This is a genomic window from Streptomyces xanthochromogenes (assembly GCF_014650455.1).
Classification (GTDB): Bacteria; Actinomycetota; Actinomycetes; order Streptomycetales; family Streptomycetaceae; genus Streptomyces; species Streptomyces xanthochromogenes.
Window position 1 is genome coordinate 100,625 of record NZ_BMUZ01000009.1, and the last position, 20,720, is coordinate 121,344.

The window sequence follows — 20,720 nt, forward strand, 5'->3', positions numbered from 1 at the left end:
ACACAGGGACGGGCGGGCCGGCCGTGGCGTGCGTCACTTGACGCCCTCGGACATACCTATGACGGCGGCCCCGCTCATAGGCTGAGACCATGACGGTCTCCCTCGCGTTGCTGCTGCTCGGCCTGGTGTCCGCCGTCGTCGCCCCGCGACTGCTCGCCCGCGCCGACTGGGTCGAGCGCGAGCCGGTGGTGGCGCTGTGGGTGTGGCAGTGCGTGGTGGCGGCGGTGCTGCTCTGCTTCGGGCTCGCGATGGTGTTCAGTGCCGCGTCCGCCTGGCAGACCGTCCGTGGCCAGGTGTTCGCGCCCGCGCCCCGCGCGGTCGTCGAGGCCTACGCGCTCGGACCGTACGGGCCGTGGTCGGCGGCGCTCGCCGTGGTGCTGTTCCTGGGCGGCGCCTGGACCGGGGCGATGCTCACCCGGGAGGTCCGGGAGAGTTGGGCGCGTCGGCACCGGCGCCGGGCGGACCTTCGGCTGCGCTCGCCGCTCCTGCCCGGCGAGGAGCCCTCGGGCGAGCGTCTCGTGGTCCTGGAGGCGGCCCGGCCGGATGCCTGGTGGCTGCCGGGCCAAACGCCTCAACTGGTCATCACCACGGCGGCACTTCAGCGCCTGAAAGGCCGTCAGCTCGATGCGGTGCTCGCCCATGAGCTCGGTCACGCACGGGCCCGGCACGACTGGTTGCTGCACTGTTCGGGCGCGCTCGCGCGGGGGTTCCCGCAGGTGCCGGTGTTCGCCGCGTTCCGCGACGAGATGCACCGCCTGGTGGAGCTGGCCGCCGACGACGTGGCGTCCCGGCGCTTCGGGCGCCTCACGATCGCGCTCGCGCTGGTCGAACTCAACGAGCACCGCGGGGTGTTCGGCCCCTGTCCCGCACCGGACGGCCAGCTCCCCCAGCGGGTGCACCGCCTCCTGTCGGCGGCCCCCCGCCTCCCCGCGAGCCACCGCCTGCGTCTGACGGCGTACGCGGCGCTCGTCCCGGCCGTCCCCCTGATCGTGGCCCTGGTGCCGGGTCTGCACGCGCTGGGCTAGAGCCCGCCGGCCAGGGGCGCTGGCCGTGGCGCCCCGCATCGGCTTGGATCTTCCCCATGCTCCTCACCGCCCCCGGAACCCGCACCCGCCCGTCCCTGCCACTGCGCGCGGGGATCGTCTGCGCCCTGTTCGCCGCGGCGCTGCTCGCACTGGTGGTGGCCCGGTGGGGTCCGCTGATGTGGTTGGACCGGTCGATCGCCGAGGGGCTGCACCGGCGGGCGGTCGCCGATGCCGGGCTGACCCACGCCAACCGGATCCTGACCGACTGGGTGTGGGACCCGTGGGCGATGCGCGCCCTGCTGGCGGTGGTCGTCGGGGTGCTGCTGTGGCGTGGCGAACGGCTGCTCGCGCTGTGGGTGGCGGCGACGAGCGGTCTCGGCACGGCGGTGCAGCAGGGCCTGAAGGCGGCCGTCGGGCGGGACCGGCCGCAGTGGCCGGACCCGGTGGACTCGGCCGGTTTTGCCGCGTTCCCGTCCGGCCACGCCATCGGCGTGACCGTGGCCTTCGGGCTGCTCGTGTGGGTCCTCGCGCTGCGGGGGGCGGGGCGGGGCCCGCGTACGGCGGTCCTCGTGGTGGGGGTGGTCTCCGCGCTCGGCGTGGGGTTCACCCGGCTGTTCCTGGGCGTGCACTGGTTCTCGGACGTGGTGGGCGGCTGGCTGATCGGCGTGGCCGTCGTCACCCTCAGCGCCGCGGCCCACCGCCGCTGGGCCCCGAACGGACGGGCCCTGGACCGGCGGGCCTGAGCACGCGAGGATCACGGGCATGACGATCAAGGGCGTTCTCTTCGACTTCTCCGGCACCCTCTTCCGCATCGAGCCGGTCGGCGACTGGCTCTCCGCCGTGCTCGACGCCGCCGGTATCACCCTGGACGACTCCGAACTCGCCCGCTGCGCGCGGGAGTTGGAGGAGGCCGGCGCGCTGCCGGGCGGCGCCAACCCGCTGCGGACACCGGAGCACCTGACGGAGCTGTGGGCCGAGCGCGACACGAGCGGTGAGCTGCACCGCCGGACGTACACCGGTCTCGCCCGCGAGGTGGCGCTGCCCGACGACCGCCTGTACGACCTGCTCTACGACCGCCACAAGACCCCGGCGGCCTGGCGCCCCTACCCCGACACCGAGGCGGTGCTGGCCGGGCTGCGCGAGCGCGGCATCGGGATCGGCGTGGTGAGCAACATCGGCTGGGACCTGCGGCCGGTCTTCCGGGAGCACGGCCTGGACGACTTCGTGGACACGTATGCGCTGTCCTTCGAGCACGGGGTGCAGAAGCCCGACGCGCGGCTCTTCCGGGCGGCCTGCGAAGGGCTCGGCCAGGATCCCGCCGACGTCCTGATGGTGGGTGACGACCGGCGGGCGGACGGGGGCGCGGCGGCGCTGGGATGTGCGGTGCACTTCGTGGACCATCTGCCGGCCGATCGGCGTCCGGCGGGTCTCCTGCCGGTCCTCGCGCTGGCCGGGGAAGGCCGCTGAGCCGACGAGAAGGGCTTGAAAGGGGCTACCCGTCCGAGGTGATCCCCCGCGTCACCCCGAACGAGCAGCCCACGCCCAGGTCGGGCCCCGGCAAAGGGGTACCGCCCTGCGACGGCCTGAGTATATTGGCTCCGAGCCAGTCAACGCAGGAGTTACAGCATGTCCCCGCGCAGCGCATCGGTCAATGAAGAATTGCGCAGACGTTCTCGCGAGCGGCTGCTGCAAGCCACCGTGGAGCTGGTGGCGGAACGCGGCTACGAATCGACGACTCTCGGCGACATCGCGGACCGGGCGGGCTCCGCCCGAGGGCTGGTGTCGTACTACTTCCCGGGCAAGCGCCAGCTCCTGCAGTCGGCGGTGCACCGCCTCATGCATCTGACCCTGGAGGAGGGCCTGGAGCGCGAGCCGCGGACCGCCGACGGACGCGAGCGCCTGGCCCGGGCGATCGACGCGATCCTCGGCCTCACCCATGCGCAGCCGGTTCTCATGCGGGCCCACATGGCGGGAATCCTCCAGGCGCAGGGCTTCGTGCAGTGCCCCGAGCAGCAGCGCCTGGCCGCCCTGCTGCGCGACACCGTCGAGCGGTACGGCAGCCGGGACGTGGACACCGAGTACCCGCTGTTGCGCGCCAACCTGATGGGGGCGGTGTTCGCCGCACTGCTGCCGGGCGCCCCGATGGACGCGGCCAAGCTGCGGGCCGAGCTGTTCCAGCGGTACGGGCTCGACTGGGAGCTGGGCGTTCCGCCGAAGCCCGCCCCCTGACCCGAGAAGCCCGCCCCCCTGACCCGCCGAAGCCCCGGCCGCCAAAGCCCAGTCCGGCGAAACCCGTCCCCCGACCGGCGGCGCACCCCTACCCGTCGTACGCGAGGCGGTGCCATCCTTGAAGTTCCTGCGGTCTTCCGCGGTTCTCTCCAAGGAGCGCCCGCCATGCTGCGCATCGCCGTCGTCGGGTCCGGGCCGAGCGGTGTCTACACCGCCCAGAGCCTGGTGGAGCAGAGTGCGGCCGACGAGATCCGGGTGGATGTCCTGGACCGGCTGCCGTGCCCCTACGGTCTGGTCCGCTACGGGGTGGCCCCAGACCACGAGAAGATCAAATCCCTGCAGAACAACCTGCGTGCGGTCCTGGAGGACGGCCGGATCCGCTTCCTCGGCCATGTCGAGGTGGGCCCCCGTGGTGTCCCGTCCGACGTGCTGCGGCGGCTCTACCACGCCGTGGTGTACTGCGTCGGCGCCAAGTCCGACCGGCATCTGGGCATCCCGGGCGAGGAGTTGCCGGGCAGTTTCTCGGCCACCGAGTTCGTGTCCTGGTACAGCGCGCATCCCGACAGCGACCCGGGCGCCTTCGTCCTGGGCGCCCGTTCGGCCGTCGTGATCGGCGCCGGAAACGTGGCGGTCGACGTGGCGCGCATGCTGGCCCGCGGCGCGGACGAGCTGCGGCCGACCGACGTGCCGCAGTCCGCGCTCGGCGCGCTCGCCGTCAGCCAGGTCCGCGAGGTCCACATGGCGGCCCGGCGGGGCCCCTCGCAGGCCCGCTTCACCACGAAGGAGCTGCGCGAGCTGGGCTCGCTGCCGGGTGCCGATGTCACGGTGGCCGTGGACGAGTTGGCCCGCGACCCGGACTTCGTCGACCCGGCCGCGCTGCCCGGGCCGGTGCGCCGCAATGTGGCGGTGCTGCGCGGCTGGGTCGGGCAGCCCGTGCGGCCCGGCGCCCGACGTCTGAACCTGCGGTTCTACCTGCGGCCCGTGGAGATCCTGGAGCGGGACGGCAGGGTGGGCGCGGTGCGCTTCGAGCGGACGGCACCGGACGGGAGCGGCGCGGTGCTCGGCACCGGGACGTACGAGGACATCGAGGCACATCTGGTGCTGCGGGCGGTCGGCTATCTCGGAGTGCCGCCGCAGGGCCTGCCGTTCGACCCGGTGACCGGGACGGTCCCGCACGCGGCGGGCCGGGTACTGCGCGCGGGGAAGCCGTCGCCGGGCGAGTACGTGGCCGGCTGGATCAAGCGCGGCCCGACGGGCGTGATCGGCTCCAACCGCTCCTGCGCGAAGGAGACGGTGACCTCCCTGCTGGCCGATGCCCCGCTTCTGGCCGGGCGGCCGGCGGCGGCCGAACCCCTGGACGCACTGCGGGAGTTGGGGCTGCGCCCGGTGACCTGGCAGGGCTGGCTGGCGATCGAGCGGGCCGAGGCGGAGCTCGGCCGCTCGCTCGGGCGGCGCTCGGTGAAGATCCCCGACTGGGACGGGCTCCTCGCGGCCGGGCTCGACGGGAGCTGAGTGCCGCACCCCGCGGACCCGCCGGACAGCGGGGCACGCGGTCGGACACGGCCGGCCCGGCGGCCCCGCACACGGTCGGACACGGCCGGCCCGGCGGCCCCGCCCGCGGTCAGGCCTCGTCGCCGAGGCGTTCGGCCTCACGGGCGGCCGCGTCCAGGATGCCGTCGAGCAGACCGGGGAAGAGGGCGTCGAGGTCGGCCCGGCGCAGGCCGTTCATCTTGGCGGTGCCCCGGTAGACCTGCTGGATCACACCGCTCTCGCGCAGCACGCGGAAGTGGTGGGTGGTCGTGGACTTGGTGACGGGCAGCACGAAGTACGAGCAGGAGAGCTCGTCCTCGGTGGTGGCGAGCGCCCGCACGACCCGCATCCGCATCGGGTCGGAGAGCGCGTGCAGGATGCCCTCCAGGCGGATCTCCTCGCGCGCCGGGTGGGCGAGTTCACGGGTGTTCGTCACGGTGGTCACCCGCATCATTGTACGAGAATCGTCGTAGTTTGACATCCACCGTACTACGAGAGTTATCGTACGAAGCGATCCCGGCACCGCACCGGTGCCCCGGGCCGTTTCGAGTGGAGATGCCGTGTCTGCTGCGAGTGCCCTTTTCGAGCCCTACACCCTGCGGTCCCTGACCGTCCCGAACCGGGTCTGGATGGCGCCTATGTGCCAGTACTCGGCCGAGGTCTTCGGCCCGAACGCGGGCGTGGTCAACGACTGGCACTTCGCCCACTACACGGCCCGCGCCACCGGCGGGACGGGCCTGATCCTGGTGGAGGCGACCGCCGTCAGCCCCGAGGGCCGGATCTCCCCCGCCGACCTGGGCATCTGGAACGACACCCAGGTCGCGGCGCTGCGCCGGATCACCGCGTTCCTGGAGAGCCAGGGCACCGTGCCCGGCATCCAGATCGCGCACGCCGGGCGCAAGGCGTCCACGGACCGCCCCTGGCTCGGCGGCGCGCCGCTGAAGCCGGACAGCGAGGAGGGCTGGCAGCCGCTCGCCCCGAGCCCGGTGGCCTGGGACGAGAAGCACACCGTGCCGACCGAGCTGACGATTGATCAGATCCGGGAGATCGTCGGCCAGTTCGCGGCGGCGGCCCGGCGGGCCCTGGACGCCGGATTCAAGGTCGTCGAGATCCACGGCGCGCACGGGTACCTGATCGGCCAGTTCCTCTCCCCGCACTCCAACAGGCGCACCGACGAGTACGGCGGCTCCTTCGAGAACCGCGTCCGCTTCGCCCTCGAAGTCACCGACGCGGTACGGGCGGTGTGGCCCGATGAGCTGCCGTTGTTCTTCCGCATCTCCGCCACGGACTGGCTGGAGGACGGCGGCTGGACCGCCGACGAGACGGTCCGCCTCGCCGCCCTGCTCAAGGAGCACGGCGTGGACCTGCTCGACGTGTCGACCGGCGGCAACGCCTCCGGCGTTCGCATCCCGACCGGCCCCGGCTACCAGGTGCCGTTCGCCGCGAGGGTGCACGACGAGAGCCCCCTCGCCGTCGCCGCCGTCGGCATGATCACCGAGCCGGAGCAGGCCGAGAAGATCCTCGCGAACGGCGAGGCGGACGCCGTCCTGCTGGGCCGCGAGCTCCTGCGCGATCCGTCCTGGGCCCGCCGGGCCGCCCGCGAACTCGGCGGCGAGGTGCACGTCCCGGACCAGTACCACCGCTCGGTCTGACCTGTCCGGGTCGGGCGAGACGCGTCGACTCCCTTGCGGATCACCGCACTTCGAAGGGCTCGCTCACTCCGGTGAACGGGCTCTTCGGCGTGCTGTGGCCGTGGTAGGAGATGCGGTACGTCCCCGGCCCGGCACCCTCGGGGATGTTCCAGACGACCGTGGCGACCGACGTCGCGGCGCCCGAACGGGCCCAGCGCAACACCGTCGACCAGTCGCCGTCGTCCGCCACCCGGGTCCACGACCCGCCGTCGTCCAGGCGCTCCACGAACAGGTAACTCCCGCCCCGGCGAAGGTTGTTGGAGGGGTGGGCGGCCACGAAGGAGACGGTGGCGCGGCGGCCGATCAGCGAGAAGTCCAGTACGTCGCCGAAGCATCGGCCCGGGTGCGGCGCGTCGGCGGCACGACGCCGGCGCCTCGCGCGCACCGGCACCGCGGGTTCGGGGACGCCCGGCGCCACCGGCACCCCGTCGCGCATCGCGGTGGCGAGGCCGGCCACGGTCTGGCAGAGCGCGGGCAGTTCCCAGCGTCCGAACAGGGTGCTGCCGCCCTCGTACTCCTGCGCGTCGTACTCCTCGGGCGTGGTCACGTAGTGGATGTATCCGTTGCTGTACCCGGCCACCAGGACGTCGGACAGCTCGGCGCCGACGATCGCCGCCACCGTGCGCCGCAGCCGCAGACCGGCGACGATGGTGACCTCGCCGGGGATGCCGATGAGGAACAGCGCCCCGATGCGCAGGAGTTGGACGGGCGCACGCTCCTGGATCATCGGCACGACGCGGTTGACCGGGCCTGCCGGGAGAACGAGCGCCTTGGGGTACTGGGCGTCACGCAGTGCGGGCGCGATGCGGTAGACGAGCCGCCGCGAGAGCGCGTCCCAGAGCGGGTTGGCGCCCGGCCGGAAGCCTTTGAAGCCGGGGCCGTCGACCCACGCCCCGGCGAAGGCGGCGGCCCCGCCGACGGGCGGGGACGTGCGGTGGGCGCGCCCGTCGCCGGTGAATTCGGGGCGTACGTCGACGGCTGAGAGGTGGAGGTGGGTGGCACGGAAGTCGAGCCCGCCGGACATCTCCCGGCCGCCGGACGTCCCCGTGCCGCCGGGGGTCTCCTTGTCGCCGATGAGGGTGGCCGCGGCCTCGTACTGGCGCAGGCCGATGAGGCGGGTGTTCTCGAACTGGTCGCCGGTCGGGCCGGTTCCGGGGGCCAGGCCCAGGTTCGGCGACATGTCACCGGCGTTGGTCTGCGCGAAGGCGGTCACCAACTCCGGTGCGGACGGGGCGAGATGGTCCACTCCGGCGACGGCCCGCTCCCAGTGCAGCGCCGCGTAGCCCTTGTTGTCGGAGCTGACCAGGCGGTTGCGGTTGGTCATGCTGGTGTTGTGGGTGGCGAACCAGTTCACGGCGGCGCGGAGCCGTCCGTCGCGCTCGACGGTGAGCAGGGTGGTCTCCGGGTCGACGGCGTCCGGGAAGTGGGCACGGTCGGCAGCCGGGTTGCGGTCGAAGGCGCGGCGCGAGCGGTTGACGCTGGCGTTCCTCAACTCACCCCGGGTGAGCGTCAGTCGAGCGGGGGCGAGATCGGCGATCGCCGCTCGGGCGGCCTCCGTGATGCCGTCGGTGATGGCGCGGAAGGTCTGTTCGCGGAAGCCTCCGGTGGTGCCGTTGTACAGCCGGTGGTGGAAGTAGCCGCCGGGCCCGCAGTGGGTGTGGGTGGCGGTCAGCATCACGTTGGCGGCGCCGTAGCCCTCGGGCAGCCGCCCCAGCACCTCGCGTACGACGGCGTCCGACATGAGCGGCAGTTCGCACACGACCAGGAGGAGCCGCGCCCCGCCCTCCTCGAAGGCGAAGGCGCGGGCCCGTTGGCGGGTGTGCAGACCCGCGCTCTGCTGGTCCGCCTTGCCGTAGCCGAGCAGGCCGCACTCGGCGGTCTCCCCGGTGATGTCGGCGATGCCGCGTCCGGCCCTGAATCCCATGCCGGACAGGCCTAGTTGACGTGGTCGGGGTCGGAGTCGGCGATCTGCTCGTAGAGCGGCTGGGCCTGGAACCAGCCCGCGAAGTGGCCGCCGAGCTGACCGCGGGTGTGCAGGGCCGTCTCGCGGTCGATGTGCCGGGGAGTGCCGGCGGCCATGGCGAGGAGCTGGGCCTGGCAGGAGCGTTCCATCGTGATGAACCACCACACCGCCTCGGCGACCGACCGGCCGACGGTCAGCAGCCCGTGGTTCTGCAGGATCACCGCCTTGTACGCGCCGAGCGCCGCCGCGATGCGCTTGCCCTCCTCGGCGTCGCTGACGACCCCCCGGTAGTCGCTGTAGAGGCCGTGGTCCTCGAAGAAGGCGCAGGCGTCCTGGGTGATCGGATCGAGCGGGACACCGAGCGAGGAGAACGCCTTGCCGTGCAGGGAGTGCGAGTGGGCGGCGGCCAGGGCGTCGGGGCGCGCCTGGTGCACCGCGGCGTGGATGACGAACGCGGCGCGGTTCACCGGGCGGCTGCCGTGCAGGAGGTTGCCCTCGTGGTCGACGAGGATCAGGTCGGAGGCCTTGATCCGGCTGAAGGCCATGCCGAACGGGTTCACCCAGAACCGGTCGGGGTGCTCCGGGTCGCGGACGGTGATGTGCCCCGCCACCCCCTCGGAGAAGCCGAAACGGCCGAACAGGCGGAATCCGGCGGCGAGTTGTTCCTTGCGGTAGCGCCGCTCGTCCTCGATGTCGTCGAAGACGGGCGGCATCGGCACGGTCACCCCTTCGGGCAGGGGGCCCGCCGCGTCCGCGATGACCTCGGCGGGGGCCGGGGCCGTGACGTCGTCGCTCATGCGCGTTCCTCCTGGAGTCGCCGGTCGCTGAGGGGCCGCAATCGGATACATTCACGTATCCGATACGCGCCTGGATGCTTTCCGAGGGCGTACGCGCTGTCAAGGGTCCGGGAGGCGGACGTGCCCAGGGGAACGACGAAACGGCGGCCGCAGACGCTGGCCCGGCTGCTCGAAGCCGCCCTTGAGGTGTTCGCGGAGTCGGGGTTCGGGGCGGCCAGGATCGAGGACGTGTGCCGGCGCGCGGGCTACACGCGGGGCGCCTTCTACTCCAACTTCTCCTCCAAGGAGGAGCTGTTCTTCGCGCTCTTCGACGCGCATGCGGCGCGCGAGCTGGAGCGGATCGCCCAACTGGCCGCGGACACGGACGACCGGGACCTGTCGGTGGCCCGGATCGCGGGGCTGCTCGCGCACATCGGTCCGAACGAGCGCGTCTGGTTCCTGGTGACCACCGAGTTCACCCTGTACGCGATCCGCAATCCGGGGGCGGCGGCCCGGCTCGCCGACCACGACGCCCGGCTGCGCGAGGAGGCCGCGGCCCTGCTCGCCGCCCTGCTGACCCGGGCCGGCCTGCGGCCGTGCGGGGATCTGACCGAACTCGTGCGGGCGGTGGTCGCGCTGCGTGAGGGTGCGCTCGGGCAGAGCTATGTGGAGCCGGACGTCCTGGCCCCCGGCGCGCTGGCCGAGCGGTTCCTTCCCTTCCTCGTCGAAGCCGTGACCGAGCCTCTGCCGAAACCGCTCTGAGCTGGCACTTTCCTGGATGTGGAGGCCGTTGTCAGTGGCTGGGTGCACACTGGCCACCATCCGGAACAACGGCGTTTTGGAGGGCTCGGCATGACTGAGGTATTGCTCACCGTGGGTACGCGCAAGGGGCTCTTTCTCGGCCGCAGACGTGGTGGCGGCGCCTGGGCCTTCGACGGGCCGCACTTCAACGCCCAGGCGGTGTACTCCGTCGCGATCGACACCCGGCACGGCCCCTCGCCCCGGCTCCTGGTCGGCGGGGACAGCACGCATTGGGGGCCGTCGGTGTTCCACTCCGACGACCTCGGCCGCAGCTGGACCGAGCCGAAGCGGCCGGCCGTGAAGTTCCCCGAGTTCACGGGCACGTCCCTGGAACGGGTGTGGCAGCTGCGCCCGGCGGGGCCCGAGGCACCGGGCGTGGTGTACGCGGGGACGGAGCCCGCCGCGCTGTTCCGCTCCGAGGACGGCGGCGAGAGCTTCGAGCTGGTACGCCCCCTGTGGGAGCATCCGACGCGCTCGCGCTGGGTCCCCGGCGGCGGTGGCGAGGGCCTGCACACCATCGTGACCGACCCGCGCGACCCCCGGGTCCTCACCGTCGCCGTGTCCACGGCGGGGGTGTTCCGCACCCAGGACGGCGGGGCGAGCTGGGCGCCCGCCAACAACGGGGTGGCGGCGGTCTTCCTGCCGGATCCGAACCCGGAGTTCGGCCAGTGCGTCCACAAGATCGCCCAGGACCCGGCCGACCCGGACCGCCTCTATCTGCAGAACCACTGGGGCGTCTACCGCAGCGACAACGCCGGGCAGCAGTGGACGGACATCGGCGCCGGGCTGCCCTCCACCTTCGGCTTCGCGGCCGCCACCCACCCCCGCCGTGCGGGTACGGCCTATGTCTTCCCGATCACCGCGGACTCCGACCGGGTCCCGGCGGAGAACAAGTGCCGGGTCTTCCGCACCGAGGACGCGGGCCGGAACTGGGAGCCGCTCTCGGCGGGCCTGCCGCGGGAGGCCCACTACGGCACGGTGCTGCGCGACGCGCTGTGCACCGACGACGCCGACCCGGCGGGCGTCTACTTCGGCAACCGCAACGGCGAGGTCCATGCCAGCGCCGACGACGGCGACACCTGGCGGCTGCTCGCCTCGCACCTGCCGGACGTGCTGTGTGTGCGGGCGGCGGTGATCGGTTGACCGGGGCGGCGAGGCTCGGGTGGCTGCGCCAGTAGAGTGACGGCCGTGGCAGCACGACCGTTGAAAGAGATCGTCGAGCCCGGCTGGGCGGACGCACTGGAACCCGTGGCCGGAAGGGTCGCCGCGATGGGCGACTTCCTCCGTGAGGAGATCGCGGCAGGACGTACTTACCTGCCGTCAGGAGCCCATGTCCTGCGGGCGTTTCAGCAGCCCTTCCACGAGGTGCGGGTACTGATCGTCGGCCAGGACCCGTATCCGACACCGGGCCACGCCGTGGGCCTGTCGTTCTCGGTGGCGCCCGAGGTACGGCCGCTGCCCGGCAGCCTGGAGAACATCTTCCGCGAGCTGAACTCGGACCTGGAACTGCCCAGGCCCTCCAACGGCGATCTGACGCCGTGGACGAGGCAGGGAGTGCTGTTGCTCAACAGGGCGCTGACCACGGCGCCCCGCAAGCCCGCGGCCCATCGGGGCAAGGGCTGGGAAGAGGTCACCGAGCAGGCCATCCGGGCCCTGGTCGCGCGGGGCACCGCGTTGGTCTCGGTGCTGTGGGGCAGGGACGCCCGCAATCTGCGCCCGCTGCTCGGCGACCTCCCGGCGATCGAATCCGCCCACCCCTCCCCCATGTCGGCGGACCGCGGCTTCTTCGGCTCGCGGCCTTTCAGCCGTACGAACGAACTTCTGCGACGCCAGGGTGCCGAGCCGGTCGACTGGCGGCTGCCGTGACCGACCGCGGGGCGCCCTGGGTGCTCGGGGTCGACTCGGGAGGGTCCGGTGTGCGCTTCGCGCTGCGCCGGGCCGAGCCGGGCCCGCCGGCCGGTACGATCACCTCGAAGGAACCGGTACGGACCGGCCCCGCCGGCATCGACGCAGAGCACCTACTGGCCCAACTGCTCCCGGCAGCACAGGAGTTGATGCTGCGCACCGGCGCGGACCGGATCGCGGCCGTGGCGGTCGGCGCGGCCGGAATGGCCACGCTCGGGGACGCGTTGCGGGCCGAACTGCCGGGCGCCCTGGCCGATGCGCTCGGCGTACGGGGGCTCGCCCTGGCCGCCGACGCCGTCACCGCCTACGCGGGGGCGCTCGGGCAGCGGGCCGGGGCGGTGGTGGCCGCCGGGACCGGAATGATCGCGCTCGGCACGGATCTCGCCACGTGGCGACGGGCCGACGGCTGGGGGCATCTGCTCGGCGACAGCGGAGGCGGCGCCTGGATCGGCCGGGCCGGGCTCGATGCGGCCCTGCGCGCGTACGACGGGCGACCGGGCGGCTCCGCGGCGCTGCTGGCCCGCCTGGAGGCGGCGTTCGGCGCCCCCGGCGAACTGCCCGGGCTGCTGTATCCGCGCGGCGACCGGCCGGCCGTGCTCGCCTCGTTCGCGCCGGAGGTCGCCGCCTGTGCCACGGCCGATCCGGTCGCCGCGGGCATCCTGCGGGAGGCGGCCGGGCACATCGCCGCATCCGCTGCCGCCGTCTGCCCGCCGAGCGCCGGCGATCAGCCCCAAGTGGCGCTCACCGGCGGCCTGTTGAAGCTCGGCGAGCCCCTTCTGGCACCCCTGCGCGCGGAGTTCGCGCGTCTGCTGCCGTACGCGCGCGGGATCGAGGCGGCCGGGGATCCGCTCGACGGCTCGCTGCTCATCGCGACGGCGATCGCGGGCGGCGGACTGCGACTGCCGCACGATCCGCGGATGTTGTGGATCGCAAACGGCGTGACGGATCGCGACCGAGTGAGTGGCAAGACAGATCAGGACAGTTGATCTTTATGCCACTCTCCGGGAAAATCGGGGCAGATACCGCTCAGCTGTCCCCTCCCCGAACAGCCGCCCACGCAAAACCAGTAGCATGCGACGCCATGAGCACCCCCACTGGGCCAGCATCCGGCCTGCCCGTACGAATGCCGCGACCCCGCCAGTCCGGCCGGCACCGCCGCCCGGAACCGGTGGTTGCTCCGGAGGGCGCGCCCGCGCTCGTTCTCGCCGTTCCCGGCACTCCCGGCCCCGCTGTGCGCGGCCTGGCCGAAGAAGTCATCAGCATCGCCCGCTCCGAGCTGCCCGGCCTGCACGCCCGCATCGGCTACCTGGACAGCACCGAAGCCGAGGCCGCCGAGTACCCCACGCTTGAGGCCGTTCTCGCCCACACCGCCGCCGAGCGCACCGCGCGCGTCGAGCAGGCGCGCGCGGCGGGCCGCGAGGCCGCCGAGCCCGAGGGCCCGGCCGCCGTGGTGGTCCCGCTGCTCGCGGGCCCCGACAGCGCCCTGATCCGGCGGATACGGCAGGCCGTCACGGACAGCCGTGCCGCCGCCGAGCTGACCGATGTGCTCGGCCCGCACCCGCTGCTCGCCGAGGGCCTGCACGTGCGGCTCTCCGAGGCCGGTCTGGCCCGCGCCGACCGGGCGCGACTGTTCACGGTCGCGACCGCCGCCGACGGAATCATCCTGGCGACGGTCGGTGGCGAGGAGGCCGTGCAGGCAGCCGGGATCACCGGCATGCTGCTCGCCGCTCGGCTCGCCGTGCCGGTGATGGCCGCCGCGCTCGACCAGGAGGGTGCGATCGCGGCAATGGCCGCACAGCTGCGCGGCTCGGGCTCGGCCCAGCTGGCCGTCGCCCCGTACCTGATCGGCCCGGAGGTGGCCGACGGGCTGCTCGACGCGGCCGCCAAGGAAGCCGAGTGCTCGGTCGCCGAGGCGCTCGGCGCCTACCCGGCGATCGGCAAGCTGGTCCTGTCCCAGTACGCGGCCGCGCTCGGCATCACCGCGCAGCCGCAGGGCTCGCCGGTGCACTGACCGTACGTACGCAGCGAAGAGCGGGGCCCGCACCGGACATCCGGTGCGGGCCCCCTCGCGTCGCGGTCACCGTCAGGCGAAGACCAGGCAGGAGGCGGCGGGTGCGTCGAGGGAACCCGCCCGTGCCGGGACGCCGGTGGTCTCGTCGATGTCGAACCAGGTCACATCGCCGGAGCGCTCGTTGGAGGCGTACAGGCGGCGCCCGGAGGGGTCAAGGGTGAGATCGCGCGGCCAGTGTCCGCCGCAGTCCACGGTGGTGACGAGCCGGGCCTGTTCACCGCTCGCGTCGAGGGCGAGCACCGCGATCGAGTCGTGCCCGCGGTTGGCCGCCCACACGAAGCGCCCGTCGTGCGCGACGACGACCTCGGAGGGATACGTGTCCGCGCTCACGCCGTCCTCCACGACGCGTACCTCGTGGAGGGGCTCCAGGACGCCCGCCTCCGCGTCCCAGCGGCACACGGTGAGCGTCGGCGTCAGCTCGTTGAGGACGTAGGCGTGCCGCCCGCCGGGGTGGAAGGCGAGGTGGCGCGGGCCGCTGCCGGGCCGCAGCGCAGTCTCGGCGTGCAGGCGCAACGCGCCGGTGTCGGGGCCGAGTTCACAGACCCGTACCGAGTCGGTGCCGAGGTCGACGGTGACGACCCAGCGCCCGCCGGGAGCCGCCAGCACCTGATGCGCGTGCGGCCCGCGCTGCCGGTCGGGGTCGGGGCCCGACCCGTGGTGCGCGAGGACGGACGTGGCCGGGCCCAGGCCGCCGTCGGGGCGGACGGGCAGCACGGTGACGCTGCCGGAGGTGTAGTTGGCGGTGACCAGGTGTCCCGCGGCGAGGGTGAGATGCGTCGGGCCCGCCGCGCGCACGGGTACGGGATCGCCGAGCAGTCGGGGCGCGTCTCCCCCGATGTCGAAGGCGGCGGCCGTCCCGTCCGCGCTCTCGCCCACGGCGTAGAGCACGGCGCCGTTCTCGGAGACGGCGAGATACGACGGGTCGGCGACGGCGGACGAGGATCCGAGGGGGGTGAGCGCACCGGTTCGGGTGTCCACGGTGACCGCGGTCACCCCGTGTCCGCCCGCCGTGGTGAACGACCCGATGAACGCCCGCGCGGCCCTGTCCCTGGTCACCGTGCTACCCCTCTCCGCCTCAGTCCCCGACGACCCGGGGCCACCCCGCACACCGCTGTGCTGGGGCGACCGTAGCAGGGGGTCTGGACCAATCGGCGGGCCGAGTCGGCTCCGGGGTCAGGCCGCGGCCAGGGGCGCGCGCGGCGCGGACCGCAGCGGCGCCGCGAGTTCGCCCAGGGCGCGCTCCAGGCCGTGCAGATGGGTGAGCGCGGCCTCGGCGCCGGGGTGGTGGTGCGGGGCCGGCAGGGCGGCGAGCGCGGACCAGGCCTTGTGGCCGGGCTCCGGCGAGACCAGGGCCGCCACGGCGGCCTCCACGCGCTGGCAGGCCGCGGTGAGGCGGGCGTCGTGGGAGGCCGCCGGGTCGGCGGCCACCGCGGCCAGGCCCCGCACCTCGCGGGCGCACTCGTCGAGCAGGACCAGGACCTGGTGGGCACGGGCCCGGCGGGCCCGAAGCGGGCTGAGCGGGTGGACCAGCGGGGCGAGCGAGAGGCGCACCCGGATGAGCAGCAGCTCCAGTTCGGCGGCGCGGGGCGCCGGGTCGGCGCTCTCGTCCCCGGCGAGCCGGTGGGCGGCCGCCGCGGTGCACCGGCGGACGCAGTGCAGGGCCCGCTGGATCCACGCGTCGGTGGCGGTGTGCGTCGTGACCGGCAGCACGACGGCGACGCCGATGACCGCGCCGAGCGCACCCACCGCCGTCTCCTGGACGCGGAGCACGAGGAGCCCGGGGTGGAGCACACCGAGGAGCCCGTAGAGCAGGCCGGCCATGACGGTGACGAAGAACATCATCCAGCTGTAGCTCGGCGCGGCCGTGTAGAAGATCCCGAAGACGCACACCGCGACCAGCGCCGCGGTCGGGGCCGGCGCCCCGTGCAGCGGGATCGCGATGAGCAGTCCGGCCACGATGCCGACGACCGTGCCGAGGACCCGGCGGAACCCGCGGACCAGGGTCTCGCCGCGCGAGGCGGTGTTGACGAAGATCCACCAGGCGGCGCCGACGGCCCAGTACCAGCGGTCCTCGGAGAGCACCTGGCCCACACCGAGCGCGAAGCCGCAGGCCACGGTCGCCTGGAAGGCCTGCCGGGTGGTGTGGCGGGCAAGTCCGCGGCCGGCCAGCGGGGCCGGGGCCGCGGGCTGCGTGATGTGGCGCTCGATGCACCACAGACCGAACCTGACCGACGCCGAGGCGGCGATCGCCAGCGCGATGGCGCCGTACAGCTCGGGCAGTTGAGAGGTGACCGCGTGCAGGAACTGGGTCGCGAAGAACATCATGAAGGCGAAGATGCCGAGCGCATGTCCGCGCGGGCCCCAGCGCCTGGCGTACACCCCGGCGAAGATCACCACGAGCCAGGCGGCGTCGCGCGCCATCGGGGTGCCGTGCAGCGCGGCCGCGAGGGCGAGCACCGGGAAGCCGACGGCGGGCAGCAGCGCGGTGGTGGTGATCTGGGCGCGGACGGTGGCGTCGCCAACGGTGAACAGCGCGAGCAGCGCGGCGAGGCCGGCGGTGATCGACGCGGCGAGCGAGAGCCCGCACAGTTCGGCGGCGGTCACCGAGAGGCCCACGCCGAGCACGGCTCGCAGGGACACCCGCAGTCGCAGAAGCCCCGGGTCCGGAGCCACAAACATCCTCTTCACGGCGGTCGCCGCGCCCCCTTACGTGCAATCGGTCTCAGGCATGACAAAGGCGCCGCGGGGCCCGGACCGGCTTCGTCGCCGTCCCGCGCGCTGCGCGGCGCCATCTACCACCAGAGGAAAACACCCGGAGGGACAGTGGCTCAACCGAGCTCCGTGTCGCTGGGCCATTGGTACAGTCGATGGCCCAGTCGCAGGACCAGGAAGGAGCCAACGGGACATGACGGTGGACACACTCGACACCCGCATCCTGCGGTTGCTCATCGAGCAGCCGCGCACCAGCATCCGCGAGTACGCGCGCCTGCTGGGGATTGCCCGCGGCACGCTCCAGGCGCGGCTCGACCGGATGGAGCGGGACGGGGTGATCACCGGCACCGGCCCCATGCTCTCGCCCTCGGCCCTCGGCCACCCGGTGCTGGCCTTCGTCCACATCGAGGTGACCCAGGGGCATCTGGACGAGGTGGGTGACGCCCTCGCGGCGGTTCCCGAGATCATCGAGGCGTTCTCGATCACCGGCGGCGGCGATCTGCTGACCCGGGTCGCGGCCCGCGACAACGCCCATCTCGAAGACGTCATCCAACGCCTGATCCAGCTCCCGGGCGTCGTACGCACCCGGACCGAGGTGGCGCTGCGCGAGCGGGTGGCGCACCGGCTGCTGCCGCTCGTGGAGTCGGTGGGCCGGGCCGCCGCGAAGTGAGCGGCGCGGAACGCCGCCGACCCTTGGCATGCTGGGACACATGAGCACATCGCATAACACTTCGGTCATCTTCGATCTCGACGGCACCCTCGTGGACAGCGAGCCGAACTATTACGAAGCCGCGCGTCAGGTGCTCGCGCGCTACGGCCTGCCCGACTTCAGCTGGGAACAGCACGCCCGCTTCATCGGCATCGGCACCCGCGAGACCCTGGAGATCCTGGACCGGCAGCACACCCTGACCGGCCCGATCGAGGAGGTGCTGGCGGCCAAGAACGCCGCCTATCTGGAGCTGGCCCGGACCTCGACCGAGGTCTTCCCCGAAATGCGGGCCTTCGTGGAGCGGCTGCACGCCGACGGCGTCCGCATGGCGGTGGCCTCCGGCTCCTCGCGGTCCGCGATCGACGCGGTCCTGGCGGGGACCGGGCTCGCCTCCTTCATGGACCTCGTGGTGTCGGCGGAGGAGGTCGAGCACGGCAAGCCCGAGCCCGACGTCTTCCTGGAGGCCGCCCGGCGTCTGGGCGCCGCACCCGCCGACTGCGTGGTCCTGGAGGACGCCCCGCCCGGAGCGGCGGCCGCGCACGCCGCCGGGATGCGCTGCATCGCCGTGCCGTACCTGCCGCAGAGTTCCGGCGACCCGGCGTTCGCCACCGCCGGCCTCCTCTTCCCGGGAGGCCAGCGGGAGTTCAGCACCGAGCGGGCGTACGCGTGGATGGACGCGACCTCGACGGCCTGAGCCCATGAGCCGGATCCGGCTCAACTCCCGCTGTGCGCAAGGGACCTGATGAGCCCGCAGGTCCATGGCCTGGTGTCTCCGGCACGATTGACGGAAGGTCTGGACCAATCTACGGTGTGGGGCGCCACCCCCTCGTACCTCCTCAGGTCCCCCCACGGTCCAGGAGCCGCGCGGCCTCTTCGCGCCCGCTCCCGGAGGCAAGGAGCACAGCATGATCGGTCGTACGTTACGTCTGCTGGGAGCCGGGCTCGTCCTGGCGCTCGCCACCCAGGTCCCGGTGGCCGCGGCGCCGAGCGCACCCCAGGCGGACACCTGCGCGGTGAAGTCGAGGCCCTCGGGCAAGGTGCTCCAGGGGTACTGGGAGAACTGGGACGGCGCGTCCAACGGCGTCCATCCGCCACTGGGCTGGATTCCGATCACCGACGCGCGCATCGCCGCCCACGGCTACAACGTCATCAACGCGGCGTTCCCGGTGATCCGTTCGGACGGCACGGTGCTGTGGCAGGACGGCATGGACGCGACGGTGAAGGTCCCCACCCCCGCCGAGATGTGCCAGGCGAAGGCGTCCGGCCAGACCATTCTGATGTCGATCGGCGGGGCCGCCGCGGGCATCGACCTCAGTTCGAGCGCGGTGGCCGACCGGTTCGTGGCGTCGATCGTGCCGATCCTCAAGCAGTACAACTTCGACGGCATCGACATCGACATCGAGACCGGCCTGGTGGGCAGCGGGAACATCAACACGCTGTCGGCCTCGCAGGCCAACCTGATCCGCATCATCGACGGCGTGCTCGCCCAGATGCCGGCGGGCTTCGGCCTCACGATGGCCCCGGAGACGGCGTACGTCACCGGAGGCAGCGTGACGTACGGGTCGATCTGGGGCGCGTACCTGCCGATCGTGAAGAAGTACGCGGACAACGGCCGCCTGTGGTGGCTGAACATGCAGTACTACAACGGCAGCATGTACGGCTGCTCCGGCGACTCGTACGAGGCCGGTACGGTCGCCGGGTTCACGGCCCAGACCAACTGCCTCAACAAGGGCCTGGTCGTGCAGGGCACCACCATCAAGGTCCCCTACGACAAGCAGGTGCCCGGGCTGCCCGCTCAACCGGGCGCGGGCGGCGGCTACATGACGACAAGTCAGGTGGCGCAGGCGTGGAACACCTACGGGGGCGGGCTCAAGGGTCTGATGACGTGGTCCCTCAACTGGGACGGGTCGAAGAACTGGACGTTCGGCAACAACGTCAAGGCCCTGCAAGGGCGTTGACCGTCCGAGACGGCCACCGTCCGGGCCCCGTCCGCGCTCCAGCGGGCGGGGCTTCCGCCTGTCGGCGGCCCCCTGCGCACGCTCCGTTCATACCGCGCGCGGCCCGTGCGGCAGGAAACGCCCCACCGCCCGCCGCGCCGCGGGCAGGACACCCGGCCTCGGGCCGAGCGTGAGCACCGGCGGATCGGCGACGCGTTGCGGGGGGACGGCCGGGCGGTACCAAGTACAGGGCGCGGCCAGCGCGTTCGGCGGACTGAGCGCCTGCGCCTTCAGCGCCATGCTGACCAGCGTGAGCAGCAGATCCACGTCCGCGCCGCAGTCGAGCAGGACCGTCACCCAGGCCGAGCCGGGCTTCAGGCGGATGGCGGTGCTGTGCCGCAGCTCGGGGCGCAGCCGCTCTATCGCGGGGTGGGTGAGATGCAGGTCCGCCGCGAAGCCGGAGTGGAAGTGCACCACTTCGCACTCCGCGGCGAAGAGCGCTCGTCCGACAGCGCATCGGGGTGGTCCGGTTACCAGGTTCGGCCATGACTCCAACTGATCCATGGCGCGATGAGCCGCGGTCATGGCGCCATCCTCGCGCACACTTCACCGGCAGGACCACCCCCGTCCACCCCCGGGATGCGTCTCGTGGCCGATCCGTGCCCGGGGGTCGGCCGGGACCGTGGCCGACGTGCCCCACAGACAAGCGGAGGGACACCTTCCGAGAATCTGCACAGGGCGTGCGCGGACCCGTCACCGGGGCCGCGAGCCCGCTCCCGCGCCGCCGAAAGCGCGCGGCATTGGTGCGGGAGTGTCCCAGTTGCGAGAAGCGATTCCGGGGCCCGGGGAATTCGTCCCGTGAAGCTCGTGAAGGAAATGCCCCCGAATCATGAACGGGTCTGCACGGGACGGCAATTCAAGGCCGGAAGAAAGCCCTGTCCATCCCCCCGCCGATTGGCTGCCGCCGCCGTCGGCGTGTTTTGATCCTGGCCACTGCGGGAGCCCCGGCAAGGAGTTCCCGATAGGAAATGTCCCCATGAAAGGCAGTACTCACCATGAACAACGCTCCCCAGGTCCAGACCCTCGAGATCTCCGACGCCGACCTGGACAACGTGTCCGGCGGCCTCGTGGGCACCGCTCTCGGTAACGTGACCGGCACCGCCGACTCCGTTCTTCCGGTCTCCGGCATCGTCAACTCGGTCACCGGCCTGGTCGGTTCGACCACCGGTGTGAACACGGGTGCCGTCACGGGCCTGGCCACCGGTCTCGTCGCCGGTCTCTGAGATCGCGCACGAGCCCCGGAACCGCTCGGTTCCGGGGCTCCTTGCGAATGGTTCACGCTTTGCGGAAGTTTCGCGGGCAAGGAACGGG

At 72.8% G+C, this 20,720-nt stretch carries 21 protein-coding genes; 15 read left to right on the top strand and 6 right to left on the bottom strand.

What is annotated here, in order from left to right; all coding sequences use genetic code 11:
• Positions 1 to 89: 89 nt before the first annotated feature.
• The 5 genes from IE267_RS23230 to IE267_RS23250 all read left to right on the top strand — a co-directional run bounded on the left by IE267_RS23230 (position 90) and on the right by IE267_RS23250 (position 4,766).
• Positions 90 to 1,025, top strand: a complete 936-nt coding sequence (locus IE267_RS23230) for a M56 family metallopeptidase (protein WP_189764554.1) — start codon at positions 90 to 92, stop codon at positions 1,023 to 1,025.
• Between the two features lie 56 nt (positions 1,026 to 1,081).
• A complete protein-coding gene (locus IE267_RS23235) occupies positions 1,082 to 1,768 on the top strand; it encodes a phosphatase PAP2 family protein (RefSeq protein ID WP_167155524.1) in 687 nt (228 codons plus the stop codon).
• A 19-nt stretch (positions 1,769 to 1,787) separates the two neighbouring features.
• Positions 1,788 to 2,492, top strand: coding sequence for an HAD family hydrolase (locus IE267_RS23240; protein WP_167155521.1), 705 nt, complete (start codon positions 1,788 to 1,790; stop codon positions 2,490 to 2,492).
• Positions 2,493 to 2,651: 159 nt separating this feature from the next.
• Entirely contained in the window at positions 2,652 to 3,254 is a 603-nt protein-coding gene (locus IE267_RS23245; protein WP_161247597.1) for a TetR/AcrR family transcriptional regulator, read from the top strand.
• Positions 3,255 to 3,419: 165 nt separating this feature from the next.
• On the top strand, positions 3,420 to 4,766 hold the full coding sequence (locus IE267_RS23250; protein ID WP_189764555.1) for an FAD-dependent oxidoreductase: 1,347 nt from the start codon (positions 3,420 to 3,422) through the stop codon (positions 4,764 to 4,766).
• A gap of 109 nt (positions 4,767 to 4,875) precedes the next feature.
• Here the strand turns inward: IE267_RS23250 and IE267_RS23255 are convergent, their stop codons facing one another.
• Positions 4,876 to 5,238: an ArsR/SmtB family transcription factor gene (locus IE267_RS23255; protein WP_373304585.1), complete on the bottom strand. Its 363-nt coding sequence runs from the start codon at positions 5,236 to 5,238 to the stop codon at positions 4,876 to 4,878.
• A gap of 106 nt (positions 5,239 to 5,344) precedes the next feature.
• Here IE267_RS23255 and IE267_RS23260 point away from each other — a divergent pair, with 106 nt between their 5' ends.
• The gene (locus tag IE267_RS23260) at positions 5,345 to 6,436 is read left to right on the top strand and encodes an NADH:flavin oxidoreductase/NADH oxidase (protein WP_189764556.1); all 1,092 of its coding nucleotides are present in this window, start codon (positions 5,345 to 5,347) and stop codon (positions 6,434 to 6,436) included.
• Between the two features lie 40 nt (positions 6,437 to 6,476).
• Here IE267_RS23260 and IE267_RS23265 read toward each other — a convergent pair whose 3' ends face one another.
• Entirely contained in the window at positions 6,477 to 8,399 is a 1,923-nt protein-coding gene (locus IE267_RS23265; RefSeq protein ID WP_189764557.1) for a neutral/alkaline non-lysosomal ceramidase N-terminal domain-containing protein, read from the bottom strand.
• An 11-nt stretch (positions 8,400 to 8,410) separates the two neighbouring features.
• Entirely contained in the window at positions 8,411 to 9,235 is an 825-nt protein-coding gene (locus IE267_RS23270) for a class II aldolase/adducin family protein (protein WP_161247605.1), read from the bottom strand.
• A 120-nt stretch (positions 9,236 to 9,355) separates the two neighbouring features.
• Between IE267_RS23270 and IE267_RS23275 the strand changes: the two genes are divergently transcribed.
• From IE267_RS23275 to IE267_RS23295, 5 genes are all read left to right on the top strand, one after another.
• On the top strand, positions 9,356 to 9,976 hold the full coding sequence (locus IE267_RS23275) for a TetR/AcrR family transcriptional regulator (RefSeq protein ID WP_189764558.1): 621 nt from the start codon (positions 9,356 to 9,358) through the stop codon (positions 9,974 to 9,976).
• 90 nt (positions 9,977 to 10,066) lie between these two features.
• Entirely contained in the window at positions 10,067 to 11,158 is a 1,092-nt protein-coding gene (locus IE267_RS23280) for a WD40/YVTN/BNR-like repeat-containing protein (protein WP_189764559.1), read from the top strand.
• A gap of 45 nt (positions 11,159 to 11,203) precedes the next feature.
• The gene (locus tag IE267_RS23285) at positions 11,204 to 11,881 is read left to right on the top strand and encodes a uracil-DNA glycosylase (protein ID WP_167155496.1); all 678 of its coding nucleotides are present in this window, start codon (positions 11,204 to 11,206) and stop codon (positions 11,879 to 11,881) included.
• Positions 11,878 to 12,906 carry an N-acetylglucosamine kinase gene (locus tag IE267_RS23290; RefSeq protein WP_229861385.1) on the top strand — a complete coding sequence of 343 codons (1,029 nt, stop codon included), beginning with the start codon at positions 11,878 to 11,880 and terminating at the stop codon, positions 12,904 to 12,906. Before IE267_RS23285 ends, IE267_RS23290 begins: the two co-directional genes overlap by 4 nt.
• 95 nt (positions 12,907 to 13,001) lie before the next feature.
• The gene (locus tag IE267_RS23295) at positions 13,002 to 13,931 is read left to right on the top strand and encodes a sirohydrochlorin chelatase (RefSeq protein ID WP_189764560.1); all 930 of its coding nucleotides are present in this window, start codon (positions 13,002 to 13,004) and stop codon (positions 13,929 to 13,931) included.
• 72 nt (positions 13,932 to 14,003) lie between these two features.
• Here IE267_RS23295 and IE267_RS23300 read toward each other — a convergent pair whose 3' ends face one another.
• The gene (locus IE267_RS23300; RefSeq protein WP_189764561.1) at positions 14,004 to 15,047 is read right to left on the bottom strand and encodes a lactonase family protein; all 1,044 of its coding nucleotides are present in this window, start codon (positions 15,045 to 15,047) and stop codon (positions 14,004 to 14,006) included.
• 117 nt (positions 15,048 to 15,164) lie between these two features.
• Entirely contained in the window at positions 15,165 to 16,670 is a 1,506-nt protein-coding gene (locus IE267_RS23305; protein ID WP_167156456.1) for an FUSC family protein, read from the bottom strand.
• A 226-nt stretch (positions 16,671 to 16,896) separates the two neighbouring features.
• On the opposite strand from IE267_RS23305, the gene IE267_RS23310 reads away from it, so the two are divergent.
• From IE267_RS23310 to IE267_RS23320, 3 genes are all read left to right on the top strand, one after another.
• Positions 16,897 to 17,373 (top strand): Lrp/AsnC family transcriptional regulator, encoded by a 477-nt coding sequence (locus tag IE267_RS23310; protein ID WP_189764562.1) that lies wholly within the window; start codon positions 16,897 to 16,899, stop codon positions 17,371 to 17,373.
• A 40-nt stretch (positions 17,374 to 17,413) separates the two neighbouring features.
• A complete protein-coding gene (locus IE267_RS23315; RefSeq protein ID WP_229861386.1) occupies positions 17,414 to 18,106 on the top strand; it encodes an HAD family hydrolase in 693 nt (230 codons plus the stop codon).
• Between the two features lie 211 nt (positions 18,107 to 18,317).
• Positions 18,318 to 19,370: a chitinase gene (locus IE267_RS23320; protein WP_189764564.1), complete on the top strand. Its 1,053-nt coding sequence runs from the start codon at positions 18,318 to 18,320 to the stop codon at positions 19,368 to 19,370.
• An 87-nt stretch (positions 19,371 to 19,457) separates the two neighbouring features.
• Here IE267_RS23320 and IE267_RS40295 read toward each other — a convergent pair whose 3' ends face one another.
• Positions 19,458 to 19,826, bottom strand: coding sequence for a luciferase domain-containing protein (locus tag IE267_RS40295; protein WP_444545460.1), 369 nt, complete (start codon positions 19,824 to 19,826; stop codon positions 19,458 to 19,460).
• Between the two features lie 578 nt (positions 19,827 to 20,404).
• Between IE267_RS40295 and IE267_RS23330 the strand changes: the two genes are divergently transcribed.
• Positions 20,405 to 20,632: a type A2 lantipeptide gene (locus tag IE267_RS23330; RefSeq protein ID WP_167155475.1), complete on the top strand. Its 228-nt coding sequence runs from the start codon at positions 20,405 to 20,407 to the stop codon at positions 20,630 to 20,632.
• Positions 20,633 to 20,720: the final 88 nt, after the last annotated feature.

Bases quoted from the DNA above. Each gene is read 5' to 3' on its own strand.
- IE267_RS23230 (WP_189764554.1), top strand. From the start codon at position 90: ATGACGGTCTCCCTCGCGTTGCTGCTGCTCGGCCTGGTGTCCGCCGTC.
- IE267_RS23235 (WP_167155524.1), top strand. From the start codon at position 1,082: ATGCTCCTCACCGCCCCCGGAACCCGCACCCGCCCGTCCCTGCCACTG.
- IE267_RS23240 (WP_167155521.1), top strand. From the start codon at position 1,788: ATGACGATCAAGGGCGTTCTCTTCGACTTCTCCGGCACCCTCTTCCGC.
- IE267_RS23245 (WP_161247597.1), top strand. From the start codon at position 2,652: ATGTCCCCGCGCAGCGCATCGGTCAATGAAGAATTGCGCAGACGTTCT.
- IE267_RS23250 (WP_189764555.1), top strand. From the start codon at position 3,420: ATGCTGCGCATCGCCGTCGTCGGGTCCGGGCCGAGCGGTGTCTACACC.
- IE267_RS23255 (WP_373304585.1), bottom strand. From the start codon at position 5,238: ATGATGCGGGTGACCACCGTGACGAACACCCGTGAACTCGCCCACCCG.
- IE267_RS23265 (WP_189764557.1), bottom strand. From the start codon at position 8,399: ATGGGATTCAGGGCCGGACGCGGCATCGCCGACATCACCGGGGAGACC.
- IE267_RS23270 (WP_161247605.1), bottom strand. From the start codon at position 9,235: ATGAGCGACGACGTCACGGCCCCGGCCCCCGCCGAGGTCATCGCGGAC.
- IE267_RS23280 (WP_189764559.1), top strand. From the start codon at position 10,067: ATGACTGAGGTATTGCTCACCGTGGGTACGCGCAAGGGGCTCTTTCTC.
- IE267_RS23295 (WP_189764560.1), top strand. From the start codon at position 13,002: ATGAGCACCCCCACTGGGCCAGCATCCGGCCTGCCCGTACGAATGCCG.
- IE267_RS23305 (WP_167156456.1), bottom strand. From the start codon at position 16,670: ATGTTTGTGGCTCCGGACCCGGGGCTTCTGCGACTGCGGGTGTCCCTG.
- IE267_RS23310 (WP_189764562.1), top strand. From the start codon at position 16,897: ATGACGGTGGACACACTCGACACCCGCATCCTGCGGTTGCTCATCGAG.
- IE267_RS23315 (WP_229861386.1), top strand. From the start codon at position 17,414: ATGAGCACATCGCATAACACTTCGGTCATCTTCGATCTCGACGGCACC.
- IE267_RS23320 (WP_189764564.1), top strand. From the start codon at position 18,318: ATGATCGGTCGTACGTTACGTCTGCTGGGAGCCGGGCTCGTCCTGGCG.
- IE267_RS23330 (WP_167155475.1), top strand. From the start codon at position 20,405: ATGAACAACGCTCCCCAGGTCCAGACCCTCGAGATCTCCGACGCCGAC.